The sequence below is a fragment of the Dyadobacter psychrotolerans genome (assembly GCF_004349265.1).
In the GTDB taxonomy this organism is placed as follows: Bacteria; Bacteroidota; Bacteroidia; order Cytophagales; family Spirosomataceae; genus Dyadobacter; species Dyadobacter psychrotolerans.
The window spans coordinates 696987-719349 of sequence record NZ_SMFL01000002.1 but is presented as its reverse complement, the minus strand read 5'-3'; the positions used below and the strand labels follow the sequence as shown (position 1 = coordinate 719349).

The 22363-nt window shown below is 41.3% G+C and carries 20 protein-coding genes; 15 read left to right on the top strand and 5 right to left on the bottom strand.

Annotated features, from left to right (window positions below; all coding sequences use genetic code 11):
* Window positions 1–10: 10 nt before the first annotated feature.
* Window positions 11–1141, top strand: coding sequence for an efflux RND transporter periplasmic adaptor subunit (locus E0F88_RS06755; protein ID WP_131957451.1), 1131 nt, complete (start codon window positions 11–13; stop codon window positions 1139–1141).
* 19 nt (window positions 1142–1160) lie between these two features.
* Here the strand turns inward: E0F88_RS06755 and E0F88_RS06750 are convergent, their stop codons facing one another.
* Together E0F88_RS06750 and E0F88_RS06745 are read right to left on the bottom strand one after the other, a co-directional pair.
* A complete protein-coding gene (locus tag E0F88_RS06750) occupies window positions 1161–1781 on the bottom strand; it encodes a DUF6134 family protein (protein ID WP_229213692.1) in 621 nt (206 codons plus the stop codon).
* 250 nt (window positions 1782–2031) lie between these two features.
* The gene (locus E0F88_RS06745; RefSeq protein WP_131957450.1) at window positions 2032–3531 is read right to left on the bottom strand and encodes a serine hydrolase domain-containing protein; all 1500 of its coding nucleotides are present in this window, start codon (window positions 3529–3531) and stop codon (window positions 2032–2034) included.
* 341 nt (window positions 3532–3872) lie between these two features.
* Here E0F88_RS06745 and E0F88_RS06740 point away from each other — a divergent pair, with 341 nt between their 5' ends.
* The 3 genes from E0F88_RS06740 to E0F88_RS06730 all read left to right on the top strand — a co-directional run bounded on the left by E0F88_RS06740 (window position 3873) and on the right by E0F88_RS06730 (window position 7960).
* Window positions 3873–5036 (top strand): MFS transporter, encoded by a 1164-nt coding sequence (locus E0F88_RS06740; RefSeq protein WP_131957449.1) that lies wholly within the window; start codon window positions 3873–3875, stop codon window positions 5034–5036.
* Between the two features lie 71 nt (window positions 5037–5107).
* The gene (locus tag E0F88_RS06735; RefSeq protein ID WP_131957448.1) at window positions 5108–6106 is read left to right on the top strand and encodes an alpha/beta fold hydrolase; all 999 of its coding nucleotides are present in this window, start codon (window positions 5108–5110) and stop codon (window positions 6104–6106) included.
* A gap of 663 nt (window positions 6107–6769) precedes the next feature.
* On the top strand, window positions 6770–7960 hold the full coding sequence (locus tag E0F88_RS06730) for a hypothetical protein (protein WP_229213691.1): 1191 nt from the start codon (window positions 6770–6772) through the stop codon (window positions 7958–7960).
* 29 nt (window positions 7961–7989) lie between these two features.
* On the opposite strand, the gene E0F88_RS06725 is transcribed toward E0F88_RS06730, so the two are convergent.
* Complete coding sequence (locus tag E0F88_RS06725; RefSeq protein ID WP_131957446.1) at window positions 7990–8910, bottom strand: sugar phosphate isomerase/epimerase family protein; 921 nt, start codon at window positions 8908–8910, stop codon at window positions 7990–7992.
* A 328-nt stretch (window positions 8911–9238) separates the two neighbouring features.
* Between E0F88_RS06725 and E0F88_RS06720 the strand changes: the two genes are divergently transcribed.
* The 11 genes from E0F88_RS06720 to E0F88_RS06670 all read left to right on the top strand — a co-directional run bounded on the left by E0F88_RS06720 (window position 9239) and on the right by E0F88_RS06670 (window position 20759).
* Window positions 9239–9916, top strand: coding sequence for a hypothetical protein (locus tag E0F88_RS06720; RefSeq protein WP_131957445.1), 678 nt, complete (start codon window positions 9239–9241; stop codon window positions 9914–9916).
* Window positions 9917–9936: 20 nt separating this feature from the next.
* Window positions 9937–10953 (top strand): hypothetical protein, encoded by a 1017-nt coding sequence (locus E0F88_RS06715; RefSeq protein WP_131957444.1) that lies wholly within the window; start codon window positions 9937–9939, stop codon window positions 10951–10953.
* A gap of 75 nt (window positions 10954–11028) precedes the next feature.
* Window positions 11029–12048 carry an acetate and sugar kinases/Hsc70/actin family protein gene (locus tag E0F88_RS06710; RefSeq protein ID WP_131957443.1) on the top strand — a complete coding sequence of 340 codons (1020 nt, stop codon included), beginning with the start codon at window positions 11029–11031 and terminating at the stop codon, window positions 12046–12048.
* A gap of 61 nt (window positions 12049–12109) precedes the next feature.
* Entirely contained in the window at window positions 12110–12610 is a 501-nt protein-coding gene (locus E0F88_RS06705; protein ID WP_131957442.1) for a hypothetical protein, read from the top strand.
* The gene (locus tag E0F88_RS06700; RefSeq protein ID WP_131957441.1) at window positions 12592–13254 is read left to right on the top strand and encodes a hypothetical protein; all 663 of its coding nucleotides are present in this window, start codon (window positions 12592–12594) and stop codon (window positions 13252–13254) included. The genes E0F88_RS06705 and E0F88_RS06700 overlap by 19 nt, the downstream gene beginning before the upstream one ends.
* A gap of 238 nt (window positions 13255–13492) precedes the next feature.
* Window positions 13493–14980 (top strand): HsdM family class I SAM-dependent methyltransferase, encoded by a 1488-nt coding sequence (locus E0F88_RS06695; protein ID WP_131957440.1) that lies wholly within the window; start codon window positions 13493–13495, stop codon window positions 14978–14980.
* 21 nt (window positions 14981–15001) lie between these two features.
* Window positions 15002–16264: an MFS transporter gene (locus E0F88_RS06690; RefSeq protein WP_131957439.1), complete on the top strand. Its 1263-nt coding sequence runs from the start codon at window positions 15002–15004 to the stop codon at window positions 16262–16264.
* 341 nt (window positions 16265–16605) lie between these two features.
* Window positions 16606–17370: a ParA family protein gene (locus tag E0F88_RS06685; protein WP_131957438.1), complete on the top strand. Its 765-nt coding sequence runs from the start codon at window positions 16606–16608 to the stop codon at window positions 17368–17370.
* A 4-nt stretch (window positions 17371–17374) separates the two neighbouring features.
* Window positions 17375–17677 carry a hypothetical protein gene (locus E0F88_RS06680; RefSeq protein ID WP_131957437.1) on the top strand — a complete coding sequence of 101 codons (303 nt, stop codon included), beginning with the start codon at window positions 17375–17377 and terminating at the stop codon, window positions 17675–17677.
* A 249-nt stretch (window positions 17678–17926) separates the two neighbouring features.
* Entirely contained in the window at window positions 17927–18481 is a 555-nt protein-coding gene (locus E0F88_RS06675) for a hypothetical protein (RefSeq protein ID WP_131957436.1), read from the top strand.
* Window positions 18482–18737: 256 nt separating this feature from the next.
* A complete protein-coding gene (locus E0F88_RS06670; RefSeq protein ID WP_131957435.1) occupies window positions 18738–20759 on the top strand; it encodes a heavy metal translocating P-type ATPase in 2022 nt (673 codons plus the stop codon).
* Window positions 20760–20766: 7 nt separating this feature from the next.
* Here the strand turns inward: E0F88_RS06670 and E0F88_RS06665 are convergent, their stop codons facing one another.
* Together E0F88_RS06665 and E0F88_RS06660 are read right to left on the bottom strand one after the other, a co-directional pair.
* The gene (locus E0F88_RS06665; RefSeq protein WP_131957434.1) at window positions 20767–22008 is read right to left on the bottom strand and encodes an RNA polymerase sigma factor; all 1242 of its coding nucleotides are present in this window, start codon (window positions 22006–22008) and stop codon (window positions 20767–20769) included.
* Window positions 22001–22351 carry a YciI family protein gene (locus E0F88_RS06660; protein ID WP_131957433.1) on the bottom strand — a complete coding sequence of 117 codons (351 nt, stop codon included), beginning with the start codon at window positions 22349–22351 and terminating at the stop codon, window positions 22001–22003. The genes E0F88_RS06665 and E0F88_RS06660 overlap by 8 nt, the downstream gene beginning before the upstream one ends.
* Window positions 22352–22363 lie beyond the last annotated feature (12 nt).

Below are 22363 nucleotides of genomic sequence, written 5' to 3'. Positions count from 1 at the left end.
ACACCTGACGATGAAAAATATATCAAATATCACGCTCGCAATTCTAATGGCTGCCGGAGCAGCTACTCTACAGAACTGCGGTTCTTCAAAAGCGAAGGAAGAAGAAGCGGAAGAAAAAAAGACAACAGCTGCAGCGCCAGCTGTTGAAGGATTTGTATTAAAAAAAGGACAGCTGTCTTCTGACCTGCATGTACCAGGCGAATTGATCGCGTTCCAGCAAGTTGACCTGTATGCGAAAGTGAGCAGTTTTGTAAAAAAAATGCATGTGGACGTGGGCACCGAGGTAAGGCAGGGACAGTTGCTCGCTTCCATGGAGGCACCGGAACTTTCTGCACAGTATACCAGCAGTACATCAAAACTGAAAGCGCAGGAAGCAATTTATCTGTCCAGCAAAGCAAGTTATAACAGACTGCTTGAAACCAGTAAAACACCCGGAACTGTTTCGCAAAACGATTTGGATCTGGCTCTGGCAAAACAAAATTCAGATCTGGCGCAACTGGAAGCAGCACGTTCTGCCAGTAAGGAAATAAGTGATACCCGTAATTATCTGGAAATTCGCGCACCTTTCAGTGGAGTAATCAGTGCACGTAACGTGAGTGCCGGCGCGTTTGTCGGCCCATCGGGCAAAGGCTCGGAGTTTCCATTGTTTACTTTGGTTGAAAAAAGCAAACTAAGGCTGGTTGTGAGTGTTCCGGAAGCTTACAGCAGCTATCTGACCAGTAAAAGTACTGTGAGTTTTAAGGTTAAAGCTTTGCCTAACGAAGATTTTCCTGCTAAAGTTGCGCGTATGTCGGGTGCACTGGATGCTCGTTTGAGAGCGCAACGTGTAGAAATGGATGTCAATAATAGCAACGGAAAATTGTTACCCGGCATGATTGCGGAGGTTTCCATTCCTTTAAGTCGCGGTACAGATTCTTACGTCGTACCAAAATCTGCGGTACTGAACTCAACACAAGGCACTTATCTTGTCAGAGTAGAAAATCAAAAAGCGGTGTGGGTACCAGTTACTGCCGGAACAAGCGCAGATGGCAAAACCGAGATTTTCGGAAATGTGAAAGAGGGAGATGTGTTTCTCAAAACCGTCACCGAAGAAGTTAGAGAGAATTCCGAAATTAAAAATATTAAAACCGTCAGTCTGTAACCAGAGCGGAAGGGAAAAGTTACTTAAGCGTATTTTTCCCTTCATTTAAAACAATACGCAGTTTGAAACCTGCAAGGTCGGTTTTCACTTCTTGACACTGACCATTTTTATAAGTATAAATTCCCTGCTTGCCATCCGGCAAATCAACTCCGTAATTTCCCTCGGAAAGCTTTTTGATCTTACACATCTGTCCGTAACGCTCTGAATAAACCTGGGTGATATTGATAGGCTCTTTGTAATAAAGACTCGTTACAGTATTATTGATGGGTGTGTTAAAAGCCTTTTTTGGTTTATCCTCAGCATCTTCTCCCGAGAACCAGATTTCATAAAGCGACTTAGCACTGGTTTTTGTCTGTGTTTTTTCTTTCAAATCTCCGTTCACATGATGTGCTGAAACGGCAGAAACCAACTTGCCTTGAACAAAGTCCGTTTTTGTCGCATATTTCCCCTTGTAAAACAGAACTTTAAAATCAGACTCGATCCGGTGCGTTTCCGTGTCGTTCTTTGCCTCATTGTCAAATACTTTTAGCGACCCGATTGTACGACCGGCTACGATCACATCGTATGTATTGTTTTGAGCACTTACAGTTGATGAAGCAAAAGAGGCAAAACTTACCAATAAAAGGCTTAAAAATTTCATAGTTGAGTCTTTGGTGTCAGCGAACAATTTCCACTGCTGTATATACTACAATTTCCGTTCCCCGGATTTGACGACCAGATATTTCCCGAAAACGCGGGGCGGTAATCTCAAACAAAAATCATTGTAATAACGCAAAAAATCATTGAAAAATATAAAAATGAAACTCACAAAGGTAGTAGTTATCAAACGACGTCGCTTTCCGTTCCGTTGTTTTTCCGGCACCCCGCTTCTTGGGCGCCAATAATGGTTTCTAATTAATTAGGTTGAAGTCAAGCTGCTGAATTAAACCGGGGTTTTCGGGTGAAAGCGTGAAGTAAACTTTTATACTTCCACGTTCGCATTTAATCGGAAACCAACCTCGTAACTGATTTTCTGCATTCATCTCACCAACACTTTGAATCTTTCCCGCTTTGGAGTAAACAGTTTCCCATTCCGTTTTACGATGTCGTAAGGATCTGTCCGGAAAGAAATTTTCCGCAAAGATTCCGCTTTGCTCAGCATTCTTCCACTCTGGCAACAGGTTTGATAACTCTTGTTTTCTCTGAGCAAGAATTTTAGAAACATTGATGGGCAGCGGTTTCAATCCTGCAAGGGAAATAATGGTGTCTAAAACAGCGGTATTGATCGCATTCATTCCAGCATAGGTACGATTCGCGTAAGCAACGATTCCTATCCCGTAATCAGGTAAAATCTGCCACTGGCTACCAAAACCCGGTAAACCTCCCGTATGCCCGATGCCTACCCGCCCCTCGCAATCTTTGCTCCAGCGCAAACCGTAACCATAAGCTGAAACCATGGGACAGATTCTTCCGCCGGGATATTTGAAGGCGGTATTTAAATTATTGAAATTCCATGGCTGGGACATTTCACGGACATCGCTGCGCAGAACAGGCCCTGTTTCAAGCTTTGAACTGGCCGGCCAGGCCGACAGAAAGAAAGCCATATATTTGCTGAAATCCTCTATAGAAGTGATCAAACCGCCCATTGCTCCGTAAGTGCCGTCGTGTTCGAGCTCCTCTTCTTTCCAGATGCCGTCCTCGAACCGGTAACCGTGCGCCAGCAGAGTTTTTGGAACCTCTGTGTACTCCCAGACCGTATGGTACATTCCAAGTGGTTTGAAGATCTTTTCATTGATATATTGCTGATACGGTTTACCGGCAACATTGGTAATGATTCTTCCTAAAATAGCGAAGCCAAGGTTACTGTATTCATATGCTGTACCCGGCACGTTCGAAAATGAGATTCCTTTTTTGATCAGCGCAATCAGGTCTTCGTCGTTGGTATCCAGCTGACGGTCACCCCAGGGATTATCTTCAGGAAATCCTGCCGCATGTGTCATCAGGTGCCGGATTGTTATCGCCGGTGCATCTGTTGTAAGGGAAGGCATGTTTTTCAGTTCCGGAATGTATAGATACGCAGGATCGTCCAGCTTGAGTTTTCCTTCTTTTCTTAAAGCCAGGATCCCCATCGCTGTTACGCTTTTGGACATCGAAGCAATCCGGAACATCGACGTGGATGTTGCTTTTGTTTTCGTCGCTATCTCAGAATAGCCATTTGCTCCGCTATGCAAAAGCTTCCCATCTACAACAAGGCCAAAAACAGCCGCCGGAAAATTATTTTTCTCGGCATATTCCTGATAGAGCTTCTCAACAACGGGAAGCGCCGCCTTGATTTTGTCTACGCGATCGGTAGTCTGGCTAAATGCATGATGAAAAAGAATGATGGCAAAAGCAGTTATAAAAATTTTCATTTTCTGATAGGTAAAGCAGTTTATCGGAATGAGTGAATTTAGTGAATTTGAATCAATATTTATCGACATGTTAAACGCTTATGCGCTGGTTATCGGAAAAACCTTCAATCCAAAAACCGAAATCTTGAAATTGTACAACAAGTACTTTCTTATTTGATCAAAAAAGTACAATTTATGAGAATTTTATTAGTAGCAAAAGCGTTAATTTTGCATCAGGAATTAGTTTAGGATTCGTCATCAACGTTTTATAAACTATTCGACAAAATCGACATATCAAAAAAGTTATATTATTTAAATTTCAATTACTAGTCGGTCTCCGATTCCGGCACAAACTAAAAGCTATGAATTATTCAATATTTGCTCCTTCCGATTCCCGCAAATACCTCCGCATTGCCGTTGCTGCGTTTTTCTTTGTGCAGGGGCTAAGCTTTGCGGCCTGGGCGAGCCGTATCCCCGATATCAAAAACATGCTTCATTTAACCGAAGGCGGGCTTGGAACTGTTTTGCTGGCCCTACCAATCGGATTAATGGCAAGTTTACCGATCTCCGGATGGATGGTAACACATTATGGAAGTAAAAAAATGGTGCTAATCGGAGCAATATTATATGCAGTAACACTTGCGTTCATCGGTTTCGTAACCCGTACAGAACATTTGGTAATTGCACTTTTTGCTTTCGGTTTGTGGGGAAATCTTACCAACATTGCAGTAAACACACAGGCTGTCGCCGTTGAGCAGGTTTACGGCAAATCGATCATGGCATCCTTTCATGGTTTGTGGAGTCTGGCAGGTTTTATCAGCGCAATGATCGGATCGTTATTCATTTCAGTAAACATTCCGCCTCAGATACATTTCAGTGTCATTGCATTGGCAGCTTTTATAATCATTTTTACTGCCTACAAACATACCATGCCGGATCAGGAAAAAAACGGAGATGAAGCACAACCCATGTTTGTTAAACCCGACAAAGATCTTCTTATGCTCGGTCTGATCGGATTTTGTGCGATGGTTTGCGAAGGTGCTATGTTTGACTGGAGCGGTGTATATTTTCAGGAAGCGGTTAAAGTGCCTGCCTCGATAACAACTCTTGGTTATGTTGCTTTTATGGGTACCATGACTGGCGGCCGCTTTGCAGGAGACTGGCTTGCTAACCGTATCGGCAGAAAAAAAATGTTACAGCTTAGCGGCTTATTTATGGGTACCGGTTTGGCCATCGCGGTTGTTTTTCCTTTCCTGATCACAGCAACATTAGGATTTCTGCTTGTAGGTTTTGGTGTATCTTCGGTTGTTCCTCTGGTTTACAGTGCAGCGGGCAGATCCACTACCATGAAAGCTGGAATGGCTTTGGCAGCGGTTTCTTCAATCAGCTTTATCGGCTTTTTAATCGGGCCACCTCTGATTGGAATTGTTGCTCAGTTTGCTGATCTCCGCTGGTCATTTGCAATTGTTGGAATACTTGGCTCATTAACTGCCGTTCTCTCGTCAAGAGCTAAACTAATTCAGTAACAGCAGCTGGCATATTATTTTCAGAAGGATAACCTTAACAGGTTATCCTTTTTATTTAAAAGTACTTTCAAATGAAACTAACAGCATTATCTATCATTGTTAGCTTATTTTTCACATTAAAATTATCAGCTCAAGTTGACTCTTTGCGCGAGCTGGACATCAATCTCACCAATTACCAGTACCCTTTTCCAGTACAGCACATCACCTTTGAATCTCAGGGAGAGAAATTAAAGATGGCGTTTATGGACCTTGTTCCGAATAAGGCAAATGGAAAGATCATTATGCTCTTACATGGCAAAAACTTCAACGGCGCCTATTGGGAAGAGACGGCTAAACATTTAAGAAAATTGGGATACCGGATTATTATCCCCGATCAGATCGGCTTTGGTAAATCTTCCAAACCAGAACATTACCAGTACTCCTTTTTTGATCTTGCTGCCAATACAAAGCGGATCCTCGACACATTAAAAGTTTCCAGGGTGATAGTTTTAGGACACTCTATGGGTGGCATGGTAGCTACGCGGTTTACGCTGATGTATCCTGAAATAGTTGAGAAATTAATATTAGAAAATCCAATTGGGCTAGAGGACTATAAGCTAAAAGTTCCTTATCAATCTGTTGACAAATGGTACCAGAATGAACTGAAAAGCGATGTCAATTCTATCATGAAGTACCAGCTAACCAGTTATTACGGTGGAAAATGGAACGATACGTATACAAAATGGGTAAATCTGCTGGCCGGCTGGACGCTTAGCAAAGATTATCCGCGTATCGCCTGGAATGCAGCTCTTACCTACGATATGATCTACAACCAACCTGTTTGCTACGAGTTTCAAAATATAAACGTCCCTACCCTGTTAATTATCGGGCAGCGTGACCGGAGCGCAGTTGGTAAAAATCTTGCTGCTGAGGAGGAAAGAAAAACATTGGGAGATTATCCGAACCTGGGACGGGCTACACAAACGAAAATTAAGAATAGCAAACTTGTTGAACTCAACGGAATCGGACATCTTCCACATATTGAGGATTTCAGTAGATTTATCCAGCCAATAGTCGAATTTATTAGGTAAAATAAAGATACTTAGGAAAAAAGTAATAGTATTAAGTTTGTTTTATTGGGAAATGCCGAACATGTCTTATATTTAAATCAGCTCGATTTTTGTGGAAGATTTATTTCTTTTTTCTACGCGTGCAGTGTTTAAACATTAGTCGAAATAGTAATGTTTCGATGTCTTCGCTCGCACACTATGATAATCATGACTGATAAAATTATGGCAGCTTTGGTTCAGTAATCCTTCCTCCTCCTTATGATTTATAGTTTTTACGTTAAAATTCTTTTATTTTTTATACTTTTTCTTGTAACTATTTGGCTTCTTAAATTTTTTTTAGACAGGCCCGGTGTAAAAGTTACTGGCTGGAAGTCATATCTGCTCCTGGGACTTCTGTTTGGTTTGATCATAGTCGTACGACTGGTTTATCTTCGCAATACGGAAACTGATGTTGATACAAGTACCTGGTTAAGCGCCGTGATCGCTTTTAAACATTATCCGGCTAAACTTTGGACACTGCTTAATTATACAGATTCACGCCCACTTACTGTCCTGCCACTAATTGCCGGCTCGTTTCTTGGTTTTCAACCAAACTATTCTGAGGCGGAAATTATCGGATTAATACTTTGGTTGTCAAGTAGTTATTTCATTTTTCGAATTTGCAGTCTTTTCATGGCATCCAGTATGTGCTTACTCATTACGTGGAGCATGTGTATGTTTTTAGCAACAATCTGGTCCGGATTTGCAGCTTACAATTCAGAACATGTAAGTGTTTTCATTCTGACCGCGGCACTTGCAGGTTATGTTGCCTTTGTATATGAAAAATGGGATAGGACGCTAATTTCTTTATTAATCGGCATTTTGTTGGGTAGCCTTGTTTACGCCAAGTTCCAAAATGTGCCTATGGGCATAATAGTCGGTCTTTTTTTGCTTATAGAAATGGCAAGGCGCAGCAACTGGAGACATGCCATTTTTCTTCTTACCGGAACAATTTTGCCCACAGTCCTGATTAACATTTACTATATTTCGCTAGGTAAATTAAGCGTTTTTTGGAATAATTACTTCTGGAATAACTTCTATTATTCCTACACGAACCAATTTTCAAATACGGCGATTACAGATCGTTTTAGTTTAAGTAGAGTGTCATCTTTCATCATGCACCATGGTAACTCGGGATACTACATTCTCACATTAAGCTTTTTAATCTTCATTGGCTTGGTTTTTAACTACAAATCCTTGTTAAATAAGTCGACGAAAGAGCCAAGACTGATCCTGTTTGCGGTTTTGTTCTTACTTTCCAGTGTTTACGCAGTTCTCCAATCAGGAAATAACTTTGAACATTATAAACTCTATTTATTTGTTCCGCTTGTTTTTCTGGCTGCCTTGGCGATCGCAATCAGCCCTGTATCCGTCCAGAAATATATGGCTGTTTTACTTGTTATCGGTAGCCTTTCACAAACAGCCCGAAATATCAAAGAATTGAGAGACATGTCCGATTACAGTGCCAATTCAAGATTGGATTATAAAGTTTCCCGGAGTATCAAGTCTCACAGCACGCCGTCCGACCGCATAGTTGTTTGGGGTTGGTGTGACCGCCTGTTCGTCAAATCAAAGAGAGCAATGGGCTTTCGTGACGCACATGTTTTTCATTTTTCATTAAAATCGCCACTTATTCCTTCCTGGACAAAAGATTTTCTTTTTGACATGGAAAGCAACAAACCTAAACTTTTCATTGAAGCGATGATACCGGTATATTCCGAAAAGGGTGATGTTTTCCTTCCACACGACCGCGTGCCTGTCATCAGAGAATATGTGGCTCAGCACTACACTCTGATTGATCAGGTTGACGGCATAAGGATTTTTCAAAGACGGTAATTAGAATTGAGAGGTCTTTGCACCCATATTTAACCCAAAAACTGCCTAAGATAATTCCTGCTGGTCAAAATCGCGCTGGTGACATCATCAACGCTTGCTTCGTAGGCTTTGTCTTCCACTTCAATAACCACCGGCCCACGGTAACGAACGTCTGTTAATGCTCCGAAAAATCCCCGCCAGTTTACGTCTCCCAGGCCAGGTAGCTTTGGTGAGTGGTATTCCAATGGGTTAGCCATAATCCCAACTCTATCCAGTTTTTCCGGGTACAACTTTGCGTCTTTAAGATGCACGTGATGAAGGCGGTCCCTGTAAGCATAAATAGGTCTAATCTCATCCATCATCTGCCAGATCATATGAGACGGATCATAATTTAATCCAAAAATCGGACTTGGGATAATTTCAAACATCCTATCCCACACGGCAGGACTTATAGCCAGATTTTTGCCTCCGGGCCACTCATCATCAGTAAAAAACATGGGGCAGTTTTCGATTGCGACCTTAACATTCTGTTCTTCTGCAACTTTAATGATTGCAGGCCATACATCGGCAAAAATCCTAAGGTTATCCTTGATTGTTTTAGTCTGGTCACGTCCGATAAATGTTGTAACAACCGGAATACCAAGCTTAGCGGCACCTTTGATCACCTGTTTAATGTGTTCAAGGTAAAAATCTGAGCGCCCGGGAGCGGGATCAAGCGGATTGGGATAGTAGCCCAAGGCAGAAATAAAAACGCCTGCCTCCTTCAAAGCAAATTTTATTTCAGATATACGCTTGTCAGTCAAATTGTTCACATCAATGTGCGTCACGCCAGCGTATCGGCGACTGTCTGCATTATCTGAGGGCCAGCACATCATTTCTACACAAGAGAAACCATGATTTCCTGCGAAACTGACAACATGTTCAAAACCGAAGTCAGCAAGTATGGCACTGTTAAAACCTAATTTTAGCATATCTTATTTGTTAACTGGAGTAATTTAGGGACAAATAAAAAGTAAACATTCTAATTAGCAAGCTCTGCTCTGCTGGATAATGGTTTCCTTTCAGATGTCAAGTTCGCAATTTGCTTTATTCTATAATATGACCGTTGTCAGCTAGCACTTATTATTGCCTAAGAGTTAAAATTGCCAAAATTTCGTCCTGAGCCCCGAAAGTCCATCCAATTTTTAGGCATTTCATCAATCCAGGCTACCATTTGTAACTAACCTGCAGTAGTAAATCCTACGAATATTAGTAATATTGACATAAGAAATTGATGAATCTAAACACTTTTTAACACTTATGGCAGATTCTGAACAAGGCTTAGGGAGAAAAATTCTTAGCTTTTTTATCAAGGAAGGTACCGATCCAGCGCAACCGGCCCCGGTAAATGAAAAACCAAAAGAAGTAGTGCCAGCCGCTCCTTCACCTACTGTGCCTAACGTAGCAGGTACCGCAAACGTAGACCGTAAATTCGTTCAGCATTTTGTAGAGCTTCTGGAGAAGGCAAACCTTCCCGGACCTGACTATTTTGAATACAAACAGGCGCTTCAAAGTATGGAGGGGCTTGGTCTTGGCGAAGAAAAACAGTTTCAGGCAGCCTGGGCCAGCTTTAAAGCCATGGGCGGAGCAAAGGACACATCCGTGTTAAAAACGTCCGCAGACCAGTATCTGGGTATTCTTGATAAGGATCGTGCTGCATTCTTAAAGGATGTTGAAAAGGCTATCGGTGACCGGGTTGGCTCCTTGCAGCAGGAACATAAAAAACTTGAGGAGAGCAACATAACGTTCGCACAGCAAATAGCTGACCTTCAAAAGAAAATTGATGATAATAAAAATCGCCTGGGACAGATCGCCGGAGAAATTACGGAGCAAAGTGCGAAAATAAATGTCAACAAAGACAATTTCGAAGTTACTTATCAAAGTTTCGTCGAACAGATTAAATCGGATTTGAACCAAATTAACAAGTATCTTAAATAACTAAACTATTCCTTTTAACTATGGCAACACCAGATTTCAGTCAAATTGGAGGTTCGCAGGAAGATGCTTCCAAACGTTCTTACTGGAGCAAACCGGAAGGGGTCACTTCCCTGCTTTTTCTTGGTGCAGCAGGAGCTGCTGCCTTATACTACTGGAATAAAATTGCAGCATTTCTGATCGAAGTAACCCAGAACACCCTTTACCTTGGGTTCCTGATGGCAATTCTGGCTGTAGTGATATTTCTTTTCACCAGCAAAGACGTTCGTACAGCGGTTTTCTTTCTTTTTAAAACTCTCATGCGCAAGATAACGGGCACAATTATTAAACTGGACCCGATTGCCATTATGAAAATTTACATTGACGACCTCAAAGAAAAAAGAGAAAAAATGCAGGGTCAGATCAATACGCTGGCCGGACAACTGGTAAAGCTCAATAAAAACATCAATGAGAATAACGAGCAGATCAAACAGAAATTTGCGGAAGCTAACAAGGCCGGAACCATGCTTGATCGTCCGGGAATGAAGGAAACAGCGTCGTTGGCAACAATTGAAGGAGCTGGTCTGCAGGAGATGAATGAGAAGCTTTTTCCTTTGCAGAGAAACATGAAAACGGTTCTTGAATTCATGGAAAAAGTGAATAAAAGTGCTGATTACATCATTAAGGAGACCGAAATAAAAGTAAAACTGAAAGAGGCCGAGTATAGAATCGTAAAGGAAAGTTCTAATGCGCTAAGAACCGCCGTGAGCATTTTTAAAGGTAATCCGGATAAAAAGTTTTATTTCGATGAGTCGATGGAATACATCCAGGACGACATGAGTCAAAAGCTGGGTGAAATGAAAAGGGCGATGGACCTTTCTCTGGACTTCATAAATGGTGTAGACGTTCAGAACGGTTTACTTTCTGATAAAGGTCAGGCTATGCTTGAAGCCTATAATCACGGTGAGTTTAAACTGATACAATTGGATACGCCGCAAACAAATGTAAAGCGGTCAGTAGACACTCCGAAAGATTCCAGCTATAAAGGACTATTAGACTAGAATTTACATATTTAAACTACAATCTAATCAAGTAAAAGTATAATAAACTAAACTATAATTTATAATTATAAATCAATGAAAAGACTCACAGTTGCAGGAAGACTATTTATAACAGTGCTGATACTGGCCGCAATATTTTTTGGATACAAATATCTTGGAGGTCAAAAAATGGTGGACCAGATGGCAGCCGATCGGGCACAAAATACTCAAACCGACATAACCTCTGAGAATGGTGAAAGTACTCCTTCAGAAAGCACTTCAACAGACTCAGAAGTGACCGATACGAAAGTACCATCATTTAACTATACACCACCTGCTCCTGTTGACGGGAAGTTGAAAGGTGTTGTTGAATTGGGGGCGAGCGGTTTCAATTCATTTATTATAAAAGTTGACAAGCAGAAACGGTGGAGCCTGGAAAAATCCGAGTTTGGAAACAGCCTGGTCACTGAAAACATGGCTACCGACGAAGATGTAAGGATCGGATTAAAAAAGTATATTGGGACCATGCTTGATTATGGTGTTAATGGCAAAGAAATTCACTTTGTGGTTAGTTCAGGAGCAGCGAAAGCAGAAGTTACTCAAAAAATCACTAAGGCGCTTAAATCGCTTAATTATGTTGTTAACCAGGTTACCCCTGAGCAGGAAGGTCAATTGGCTTTAAAATCAGTGCTGCCTGCGGACTATTATAATAAAGCATTTGTGGTTGACATCGGATCGGGAAACACAAAGATCTCCTGGATGGATGGTGAAAGTACAAAGGCTTTGGAGACTTATGGAGCGAAATATTTCCAGGACGGCACAGAAGACACCAAGGTGTATCAGGAAGTAAATGCGAAGGCAAAACAGATTCCTGCCGACCTTAGAAAAACATGTTTCATTATAGGAGGCGTCCCTTTCGAAATGGCAAAGGAAGTTCGTAAAGGAAAAGAGCGGTTTACAACATTAAGCGCACCACTTGCATATAGTAAACTGACGAATGCAAAGTCAAAATCAGGAATTAACATTTATAAATCCATTGCCGATGCGACCGGTTGCGATCAGTTCGTATTTGACTGGGATGCCAACTTTACAATTGGATTTTTATTACAAATGTAAATAACAGCAAAGCAGGGGAAAGGATGCATCCTATCCCCTGCTCTTTCTTTTTTTCAAAAAAATGACACTATCTCAACTCTTCGCATATATTTCTGAAAACCCCTGGCCGATGGCCCTGTATTTTATATTGATGCCTGTAATAGTATGGATTACAGGTTTAGTTTCTACAGGAAGCCGAGATGTAAAATTTTGGAGTTATGTATATGCGGTTTTAGTTTATGCAATCTGCATTCCCGGAATTTTTGCTGTAACGCTGAATATTTACCTATTTCTCTTTGAAAGACAAAGCATTTGGCAGACCAATGTCATTTTACAGTTTCTTCCTGTCATTTCGATGGGATTATCGCTGATGTTGATAAAAAGTAAGATCCCATTCTCGTTAATTCCCGGATTTGGCAAAATTTCCGGTTTCCTCACACTCATTACAGCGCTAATTGGAGTGATGTGGTTCTTCGACCGAATTCACTTAGTAGCATTTACTTACGTTCCGTTTACAGTCATTATTGTTGGGTTTGTACTCACTTTACTAGCTATCAGATTTGCATGGAGCAAATTGTTCTGAACAACTCCTCGTATATTCAAATCTCTGTAAGTGAAAATCAGAGACTTTTTGCACGGCAGCTTGTCGAACACTCTCTCCGTCATCATCATGTCTCCAACATTTGGGACAAGCAGCAAACCGAACTATCAAAAACGCGGATGATGCGTTTTACCGGAACATTGGGAGAAATTGTTTTTGCAGATGCCTATCATCTTTCCCGTCCTGCAAAATCCTTTGGCGCTACAGACGGCCAGGACTGGGGACAAGACTTCATCATTCCAGCGCCCGAACAGAACTTTTCGGTTGATATCAAATCAATGAAAAGGCTCTCCGGAAATTTAGCCGCTGACTATGTTCTGAATATTCCGTCTTCTCAACTTCACAAACCCAATTCGAAAACTTCCCATTATTTTTGCATTTCCTTCCACCAGTCAGAAACCGAAGGTGCAGTTGCTTCCCTGCTCGGATTCATAGATAAACTTGCGCTTGAAAAAGGTGAAGTTGGTCAGCTGTATAAGGCAGGGACAAAAAGAATACGCGGCGATAAAACAGCCTTCACTTTTCACCAGGACACTTACGAAATCCTGTTCAAAGATATTAACCCACCTGTGGTGACCCCCCATATAAAGGCGCTTAATGGTTTTAAGATTTGTCAATTAAGATGATAAAGATTATGGTTTATCTTTGGCAATTCTCTTACCTTACGCATAAAGGTTAGAATTGAAGTGATACGTTAGAAAATCCCGGACGAATTACCTGGTTATCATATTGTGTATCACCTTCTAAGGCTAATCAGAACTTATGCATGGATGAGTTTCCAGCGTTTATAAAACAATCAGATACCATCGTATTTCAGGGTTCATCAATGGAATTTCACAACAAAGTAGCAATGAATCAGTTTTAATGGGCTCACAAACTCGCGTTTATAATAAGCAAAAACTACTCGGGCAAATATATACCCCCCTTCATATCGTAGAAAAAATACTAGAGGATTCCGGGTTTTACTCAATGAATTTGACTGAAAGTTTAATCCTTGATCCGGCTTGCGGAGATGGCCGCTTTCTGATCCCCATAGCTAAATACATTATTGAAAATATTCCTGAAAATGATATCGAAGCGTGTTTAAAAAATTTGCATGGCTGGGATATTGATTCCGAGGCACTTGAACTTTGTCGGAAAAACATGGATGCTTTAACAGAAAATTTAGGCTTCAGAGTATCGTGGAATCTACACAGCAAAGACGCACTTCACCAAATTAACAGCAGGACAAAGTTTCATCTCATCGTTGGAAACCCTCCGTATATCCGTATTCAGCACCTCCCGGCTTCGCAACGAAAGTATGTAAGATCGTTTTACTCGTTTTGCAGTTCCGGATCCACAGACGCATACGTGGCGTTCTTCCAGCTTGCATCGGTTTTGCTGGCAGAAGATGGGATCTGTGGCTTTATAACTCCCAACTCTTTTCTGACCTCCCAGACAGCCCGGCCACTTCGCTTGTACTTTTCTCAGAATCAGAATTTAAAACAAATAACGAATTATGGCTCCGTGAAAGTCTTTGGAAACACCGGTACTTATGCGGTAATAACTATTTTTGGCCGGGCTTCGGCCGAGAAATTCCGGTACGAACTCAGCGATCAGGAATTTGCTTACAGTAGCAGGGAAATCCCTTTTTCGGAAATCACTGAGCAGGAAAAGTGGCAGTTATCTGTTGATTTTACTCCCAAGACCGATGGAATCCGCTTGGGAGACCTTTGCCAGATTTCTGTGGGTGTTACTACACTTTCCGACGGTCTATATCTGTTCACCATTGTTGAAGACTCGGGTGAATTTGTAGAAGTGGTAAGTAAAGCGGGTTGGAACGTGAAGTTGGAAAAACATATCCTAAAGCCGATAGTCAAAGGTTCAAAGCTGAAAACAGCATCGGATTCTATTAAAGAATATATTCTTTTTCCCTACCAAAAGGATGACAGGGGGAAGCATAAAATCATGCCGGAAGGTAAGTTGCAAAGTGAATATCCGCTGGCTTACTCCTATCTGACAAGTATAAAAAGCCAGCTTGACAAAAGAGACAATGGCAAACCAAACGCTGTCGCGTGGTATGCCTTTGGCCGTGCGCAAGGGCTGGATACATCATTTGGGAAGAAAATAATCTTTTCTCCAATGAACCGCTTTCCAAAATTTGTGTTGTATGAAAATGAAGAGTGCACCGTTTATTCAGGATATTTTATCAAGTACGACGGAGCCTACGAACCACTTTTGAGGCAGTTAAATTCACAAAGAATGGCAGAGTTTATTGGGACTGCCGGCCGTGACTTCCAGGGGGGCTACAAAGGCTATAACAAAAAGGTAGTCGAAAATTTTATAATAACAGACCTTTCCAAGGAAAATTAACCAGATAGAATAATTCAAACCATGTCAGAACAAACCAAATCTGGTTTTTCCAGATACCAGATATTTATTATCGCACTTTTAGCCACGCTGCAGTTCACTGTTGTCCTGGACTTTATGGTACTTTCACCCTTGGGTGCTATTCTTCTGAATGAACTGTCCATTACAACTGCCCAATTCGGCCTTGTGGTTTCTGCTTATGCTTTTAGCGCAGGTGCCGCCGGCCTCCTGGCAGCGGGTTTCGCCGATGAATTTGACAGAAAAAAACTGCTTCTTTTCTTCTATACAGGATTTGTGGTTGGGACTTTCCTTTGTGGTATTGCACCGGACTATAACTTCCTGCTGATGGCCCGTATTGTAACGGGTATCTTCGGTGGTGTGATCGGATCGATCAGTTATGCTATTATCACCGACATTTTCCCTATGCAATATCGAGGCAGGGTGATGGGTTTTGTGCAGCTTGCATTTGCTTTGAGCCAGGTGATTGGCATTCCGCTCAGTTTATACTTAGCGGCTCAATATAACTGGCACGCCCCTTTCCTGCTCATTGTTGGCGCCAGTATACTTATTGGAATAATTATATTTTTATATTTACGTCCAATCACCGGACACTTAAAATATCGTTCTGAGAAAAATGCATTTCGCCATCTGGGGGCGATCTTTTCTACACCCCAATATCTGCGCGGTTTTGCAGCAACAACCCTGCTTGCAACAGGTGGTTTTATGCTAATGCCGTTCGGAAGTGCTTTCGGTGTTCACAATCTGGGTATCTCCATGAAACAACTTCCATTTCTTTATATGGTTACCGGGGTTTGTATGCTTGCTTTCAGCCCGATGATCGGATACTTAAGTGACAAGATCGGAAAATTTCAGATGTTTATAATTGGCTCCGTGATTACTTCCATCATGACGTTGATCTATTGCAACCTGGGCGTAACGCCACTTTGGATTATTCTTATTCTGAACGTTCTATTGTTCGTCGGAATTACCGGAAGAATGATCTCGGCATCGGCGTTGATGACTGCCGTTCCGGAGCCTCAGGATCGCGGTGCTTTTATGGGTGTCAACTCATCTGTCCAACAAATCGCTGGTGGAATTGCCTCTCTTATCGCCGGCTTCATTGTTTCTGAAACCAGTACCGGTTATATAGAACATTACCCGCTTCTTGGAAATGTGGTGGTGGCGGCAGTTGTACTAACGGTATTTTTAATGTATAATATCCACAAATACGTTACCGCAAAATTAAAAAAAGAAGCAGCTGCGGCGGAAGCGATCATTTCCGCTTAACCGGAGAATTATTTACAATTTTTAAAGCGATTCATCTTCATGAGGTGAATCGCTTTTTTATTTTGGTATTCAGACTGCGACGTTCCTGAAAACTTAATTGTATCATTTTGAAAGTAATTAAAAACAGAAAACACTAAACACTCATTATCAAGTATTTAAAAAATAAATAAATATTTATCATATAATATTTAGAATACTTTTTAAAAGTTTTTTACATTTACAGCTAATAATAACTTTTGACACTTTTTATTTAAATAGATAAGTGATAAAATTATTTTATGTTTATTTACATACCAATCTTTAAATAAACGTTTAACTTTTTATACATTTAATACTTTTAAATGAAAATCATCAGTATTGTCAACAATAAAGGGGGTGTAGGAAAAACGACTTCTGCCCAAAGCATAGCTGCCGGTCTTAACAAATTTGCTAATGCGCGAGTACTCGTAATCGATCTGGATGCGCAGGCAAGTCTTACCAAGAGCTTTGGCATAACACATGCCGGACTAAAAAAAGACAGCGGCTCCTTTATCACAGGCGAATACGAATTTGACGAAATTGTTAAAAGAGTTGGAGATATTGATATTTTACCGGGATCGGCTGAAATGATCCACAGAGAAGACACTATTAAGTCTGCTCCTGTTTTTCCTTTCAATCTGCGTATCGCACTTGAAAAAGTAAAGGAGCGTTACGACTTTGTGATCATCGATTGCCCGCCGGCACTTTATGGAAATACACGTTTGGCACTGGTTTCATGTCATCAGTATTATGTACCTCTTCAGGCAGAATTTTTAAGTTACGAAGGGTTGCGAAATTTTCTGGTTTACTCGGCAGAAATAAAAAAAATCAGTCCGAGCACAAACCTGGGTGGCGTGTTTGCAACACGGTATAATCCAAAAATAAGAAAGAAGATTAGTCATGAGCTGGTGAGTGCTACCAGGGAGCAGCTTGGCGATGTATTCATGGATTCGTACATTCGCGACAACATTGCACTTTCGGAAGCACAGGCAAGCGGACAGACAATTTTCGACTATGCTCCAAACAGCAACGGAGCTGAAGACTATTACAAACTGACCAAAGAAATACTGGAACGAATTAATAACTGACACGATGGCTAAAGAAAGGAAATTTGATTTTGCACCTCTACCACTGGTAGCCGATATTCAGGAAGAACAGGAAGTAGTTCAGCCAAATGATGTGGTTGACGGAGTACCCACCAAAGTTACTTTTGACTGCGATTATATCCTGATGGAAAACATGAAGGATTATGGCTACTGGGAAGGACTTACACAAAAAGACATTATTCTGGAATCTTTGAAATTATATTTTCAGGACAAAGAAATTCGTCCTCGCCCGGATAAAATCCGTAACCGGACAAAAGTGGGTCGTAAGCCAAAAAATGCAAATGACTGATTTATCCAAAGCTGATCAAATTTGAAATATTGTAAAGATGCTTCTGACGGAGGCATCTTTTTTTGTGCTTAGAAATCTTCCAGGATTTGATAGTTAAATTTAGTTTAAGCGTAAAAAGATTATGCTGAGATATACATTGTTCATTCTCGTAAATTGGGTATAAAATGACTTTGCGCCATGAAAACCCGGAACACCTCCCTGTTAATTTTTATAAGTCTCTTTTCGTTTTTATCCTGCGACGAAACCTCTATGAATAAAGAACAGGCAGAGTTTTATGTTTTCGCAAATCAACTTCTTCAATACAGATATCCCGAAGTTGGTATGGTTCAGATGGAGACCTTTGCTACTGATATAGAATTTTGGGATTACCGGTCTCCACAGATGAATTCCGGCAGAAATTATAAAAAAGACGGAAAACCGGTTGATAAAGGAAGTATTAAAAACGAGCTTATTTCTGAAAATTTCCTAAGCGAGAAGGATGTAGCTTATATACTGAATTTGTCCGCTTCTAAAAAAATATGGAAACTCGACTCCATCCAATTACAAATACCAATTTTATCTAAACTCCGCCTTTCCAAAGAGTTACATAAAAGGAAAAACCCGGAACTTTGGCTGACGCAACAATATGGTTCAAGCTGCTATCTGATTTTTTCACAGCCGATATTTAATGAGGACATCACAAAGGCAATTCTGACGATTGAAAAAAACTGCGGTCCAAAAGACGGTTATGGCGAGATTCTTTTTTTAACAAAGCAAAATGGTAGTTGGACAATAAGAAGAAACTGGAAAACGTGGGTTAGCTAATCGATTTTGTGATTTGTAAGAAATGTTTATAGAAATTAATTTCAACATCCTTACAAACCAACTTACTCATTATTAACACTTTCCTCCCTGCCTGCACTGCAATTGCACTTCGCAACAATAATGCAACTAGCTGATTTTCAGCACCTGTAACATTGTTGCACACCATTATTTTCTATTTTTGTAAAGTTGTTTAGCCCAATCTTCTCATCAAGAACAGGCATTTACTATTAAACGGCCTGACACTCCGGGCCTGGATATGAAAACTGATAAAAAAACAGAAAGTGCCGATCATTGCTGCGATCATGATCATATACAAATTATAGCGAAACCTGCCAAGAAACATGATCATGCAAGTTATTCCCATGAGGAACATGATGATCATTCCCATGACGATCATGATGGCCATGATCATGGCAACGGTGAAAACGCTGGTTTACTCGCAGGTCGGTGGCCTCTTTGGTTAAGTCTGCTGATTTTGGCAGTTTTTCTTATAACAACATACATTCTGGGAATAAAAATTAACCGGTCGGTAGAAATTGGGCTGATGGTATCTGCCTATGTACTGGCCGGATACAAAACCATTGGTCTTGCGTTTAGAAGGGTGAAACGCGGAGATTTGTTCAATGAATTCACGTTGATGACAATTGCAACACTTGGCGCTTTTTACATTGGCGAGTTTAGTGAAGGTGTGGCTGTTATGATATTTTATGAAATCGGAGAATTATTTCAGGATCTGGCGGTGAGCCGCTCGAAACGCTCGATCAAAGCTTTGCTCGATATCCGACCAGATAGCGTAACCGTCCTGCGGGATGACAAAACATTAACACTTGCTCCTGACGACGTGGAAATTGGAGATACTATTTTGGTAAAGGCTGGTGAAAAAGTGGCACTGGATGGCTTACTCTCCTCCGCTTTCGGAACATTTAATACCGCAGCTCTTACAGGGGAATCTAAACCGGATACAAAAAAAGAAAACGAAGTTGTGCTTGCCGGGATGATCAATACCGACAAATCGGTTGAGATCAAGGTGACTGCTCGTTTTCAGGATTCCAAACTTTCCAGGATTCTGGAAATGGTGCAGGAGGCAACTGCCAGAAAAGCACCGACACAATTACTGATCAGCCGGCTAGCAAAAATATACACGCCAATAGTTTTCGGGTTGGCTGTTGTCATCATTCTGCTTCCCTGGATGTTCGTCCAGGATTATAACTTCCAACAATGGCTTTACCGCGGGATGGTATTTCTGGTGATCGCCTGTCCGTGCGCACTGACCATCTCAATCCCTCTGGGTTACTTCGGTGGAATTGGTCTGGCTTCCCGAAACGGGATTCTTGTCAAGGGTTCAAACTTTTTGGATTCCATCACCAAAATCGATACCCTGGTAACTGACAAAACCGGTACACTCACAAAAGGAGTTTTTAACGTACAGAAAGTTGAAACAGGTTTAGACAGAAACAATTTTCTATCTCTGACTGCATCGCTAGAAAGTTACTCGACCCATCCGGTCGCAAAAGCGGTTGTTTCCTACGCATCCGATCTCCCGCTTTCCAAGCCTACTGAAGTTGAGGAAATTTCAGGTCATGGTTTAAAAGGAAAAGTGAACGATCAGCAGGTGCTGGCAGGAAATCTCAAATTGCTTAAAAAATACAGTGTTCTTTATCCGTCGGAAATAGAAACGATTGTTGAAACGATTGTGGCCGTTGCCGTTGATGGAAAGTACGCCGGATATATCACAATAGCGGATGAAGTAAAGGAAGACTCAGCCTCAGCGATTGCTGAATTAAAAAAGATGGGGATTGAAACCATTATGCTTTCAGGAGATAAATCCGCGGTTACAGACAAGATTGCCAAACAACTGGCCATTACCCAATCTTATGGTGACTTGTTGCCGGAAGGAAAAGTTGAAATTGTTCAGGATTTAAAGAATAAGGGAAAACATATTGCTTTTGTTGGTGATGGGGTAAATGATGCGCCTGTGATCGCCCTATCGGATGTAGGCATTGCCATGGGAGGGCTCGGATCGGACGCAGCCATTGAAACCGCCGATATTGTTATACAAAATGATCAGCCTTCAAAAATCGTCTCCGCCATCAAAATTGGCCGGATTACGAAAAGTATTGTTTATCAAAACATAGGACTTGCTATGGGAATAAAAGTGCTGGTGATGATTTTGGGCGCAGGTGGAATCGCTACACTCTGGGAGGCCGTTTTTGCCGATGTTGGTGTAGCCCTGCTTGCCATTCTGAATGCATTTCGTATTCAGGGCAAAAGCGTTTGATTATCTGCTAGTTATCAATTTTATCAATCAGCTTTTGCACATATTCTTTTTCAACCTGCGATTCCGTTTGAGTTAGCGTTTTGAGAAAAAACGTTCTGGCTTTTTCAAGATTACCTTCCAGAAGATTGATCTTTCCAAGCGCCGCATTGAGCAGGTAGTACTGATTTAAAAATGGCTTTTGTTGTAATTGCTGCAAAATATCCGTTGCTTTTTGTTTATGACCGGCATAATATAGTGCTATCGCATAGTTCATTTCCACAAAGGGATTAGGATTATTTTCCAGAAGCTGTTTATATAACATACTAATTGATTCCCAATCCGTTGAACGGAAACTTTTAGCCATGCAATGAAGATAGGCGACGGAAGCTTCATAGTGATAGGACGAAATTACACCGCCCTGCGCTTCGGACAAAAACTTTGAACCATAAAGAATCAGGTCTTTATTCCAAAGAGAGCGGTCTTGCTCTTCAAGATCCAGCAACTCGCCCATAGCACCGAATCTCGCCTTGAATCTGGCAGCGCTAAAAAGCATCATCGCATGCAAAGCAGCCGTTTCTCTATTCCCCACCCCGCTTTCCAAAAGTGCTTTATTCATTAGCAGCGCATCTTCACATAGTTCTTCTCTGATGATTTCCTTACCCCAGGATGATTTGTAACCTTCGTTAAAAATCAGATAGATAATTTTGTGAACAATTGGAATCCTGTATTTGAGGAAAAGCAAATCGGGCTCAGTAAACAATATCTTTTCATCACGGATTTTTTGTCTGGCACGAAGAAGCAGCTTATCTACACCATCGACGGTCATCCCCAGAATTTTAGCGATCGCCTCGACTTTAAGATTTGCCACATATTTCAGCGTAATTACAACCTGGACTTTTGGAGAAAAATCAGGATGCGCGCAGGCGAAAAGTAATTTTAGCTGCTGATCGTCTATTGGAGATTCAGAGGTTTTTGTCTCGGAGGCACTGAAATCCTCATCTTCAAAAAATCCGCGAATCTTTTCTCCCTGTTTTATTTTATTGAGCGCCTTATTACGACAAACCCGAAAAATCCAGCCTGCAGGATTATTCGGAATTCCATCATCTCGCCAGTGAGTTAGCGCCGAAGTGAATGCATCCTGAACAATATCCTCAGCCGATTCAAGATCGATACTTTGAGAAAAATACAAAAGCGATGAAACCATTTTACCATAATGGCTTTTATATAAGCGGTTTACCTGCTGCTGTACGTTTTCCAAAATTTCACTCATCTTCCATTTCGATAATTGGCCGAACTTCAATTATTATATTTCCGGATGTTACTTCCGGACAGCTTTGCGCAATCGATGCCGCCTGATTAATATTCTCCGCCTGGATAAATACATATCCGCTAATGACCTCCTTGGCTTCAATAAATGGTCCGTCTGAGAGGATGAAATCTTTACCGACATATCGTCCAACTGTCTGTAACGGCTCCCCGCTGAGATAATTCCCTGATTCAGCCAGTTCCTCTACCCAACGCGTCATAGCCTGAATACCGGCATGGAAGTCTTCCTCAGAAGTTTCACCTTCCTTTTTAATATCTTCTCTGATCAATAACAAAAATTTTTCCATACGAAACCCGAT

Bases quoted from the DNA above. Each gene is read 5' to 3' on its own strand.
- E0F88_RS06705 (WP_131957442.1), top strand. From the start codon at position 12,110: ATGACACTATCTCAACTCTTCGCATATATTTCTGAAAACCCCTGGCCG.
- E0F88_RS06670 (WP_131957435.1), top strand. From the start codon at position 18,738: ATGAAAACTGATAAAAAAACAGAAAGTGCCGATCATTGCTGCGATCAT.
- E0F88_RS06740 (WP_131957449.1), top strand. From the start codon at position 3,873: ATGAATTATTCAATATTTGCTCCTTCCGATTCCCGCAAATACCTCCGC.
- E0F88_RS06680 (WP_131957437.1), top strand. From the start codon at position 17,375: ATGGCTAAAGAAAGGAAATTTGATTTTGCACCTCTACCACTGGTAGCC.
- E0F88_RS06745 (WP_131957450.1), bottom strand. From the start codon at position 3,531: ATGAAAATTTTTATAACTGCTTTTGCCATCATTCTTTTTCATCATGCA.
- E0F88_RS06750 (WP_229213692.1), bottom strand. From the start codon at position 1,781: ATGAAATTTTTAAGCCTTTTATTGGTAAGTTTTGCCTCTTTTGCTTCA.
- E0F88_RS06660 (WP_131957433.1), bottom strand. From the start codon at position 22,351: ATGGAAAAATTTTTGTTATTGATCAGAGAAGATATTAAAAAGGAAGGT.
- E0F88_RS06665 (WP_131957434.1), bottom strand. From the start codon at position 22,008: ATGAGTGAAATTTTGGAAAACGTACAGCAGCAGGTAAACCGCTTATAT.
- E0F88_RS06695 (WP_131957440.1), top strand. From the start codon at position 13,493: ATGGGCTCACAAACTCGCGTTTATAATAAGCAAAAACTACTCGGGCAA.
- E0F88_RS06730 (WP_229213691.1), top strand. From the start codon at position 6,770: ATGTGCTTACTCATTACGTGGAGCATGTGTATGTTTTTAGCAACAATC.
- E0F88_RS06675 (WP_131957436.1), top strand. From the start codon at position 17,927: ATGAATAAAGAACAGGCAGAGTTTTATGTTTTCGCAAATCAACTTCTT.
- E0F88_RS06755 (WP_131957451.1), top strand. From the start codon at position 11: ATGAAAAATATATCAAATATCACGCTCGCAATTCTAATGGCTGCCGGA.
- E0F88_RS06700 (WP_131957441.1), top strand. From the start codon at position 12,592: ATGGAGCAAATTGTTCTGAACAACTCCTCGTATATTCAAATCTCTGTA.
- E0F88_RS06685 (WP_131957438.1), top strand. From the start codon at position 16,606: ATGAAAATCATCAGTATTGTCAACAATAAAGGGGGTGTAGGAAAAACG.
- E0F88_RS06690 (WP_131957439.1), top strand. From the start codon at position 15,002: ATGTCAGAACAAACCAAATCTGGTTTTTCCAGATACCAGATATTTATT.
- E0F88_RS06735 (WP_131957448.1), top strand. From the start codon at position 5,108: ATGAAACTAACAGCATTATCTATCATTGTTAGCTTATTTTTCACATTA.
- E0F88_RS06715 (WP_131957444.1), top strand. From the start codon at position 9,937: ATGGCAACACCAGATTTCAGTCAAATTGGAGGTTCGCAGGAAGATGCT.
- E0F88_RS06725 (WP_131957446.1), bottom strand. From the start codon at position 8,910: ATGCTAAAATTAGGTTTTAACAGTGCCATACTTGCTGACTTCGGTTTT.
- E0F88_RS06710 (WP_131957443.1), top strand. From the start codon at position 11,029: ATGAAAAGACTCACAGTTGCAGGAAGACTATTTATAACAGTGCTGATA.
- E0F88_RS06720 (WP_131957445.1), top strand. From the start codon at position 9,239: ATGGCAGATTCTGAACAAGGCTTAGGGAGAAAAATTCTTAGCTTTTTT.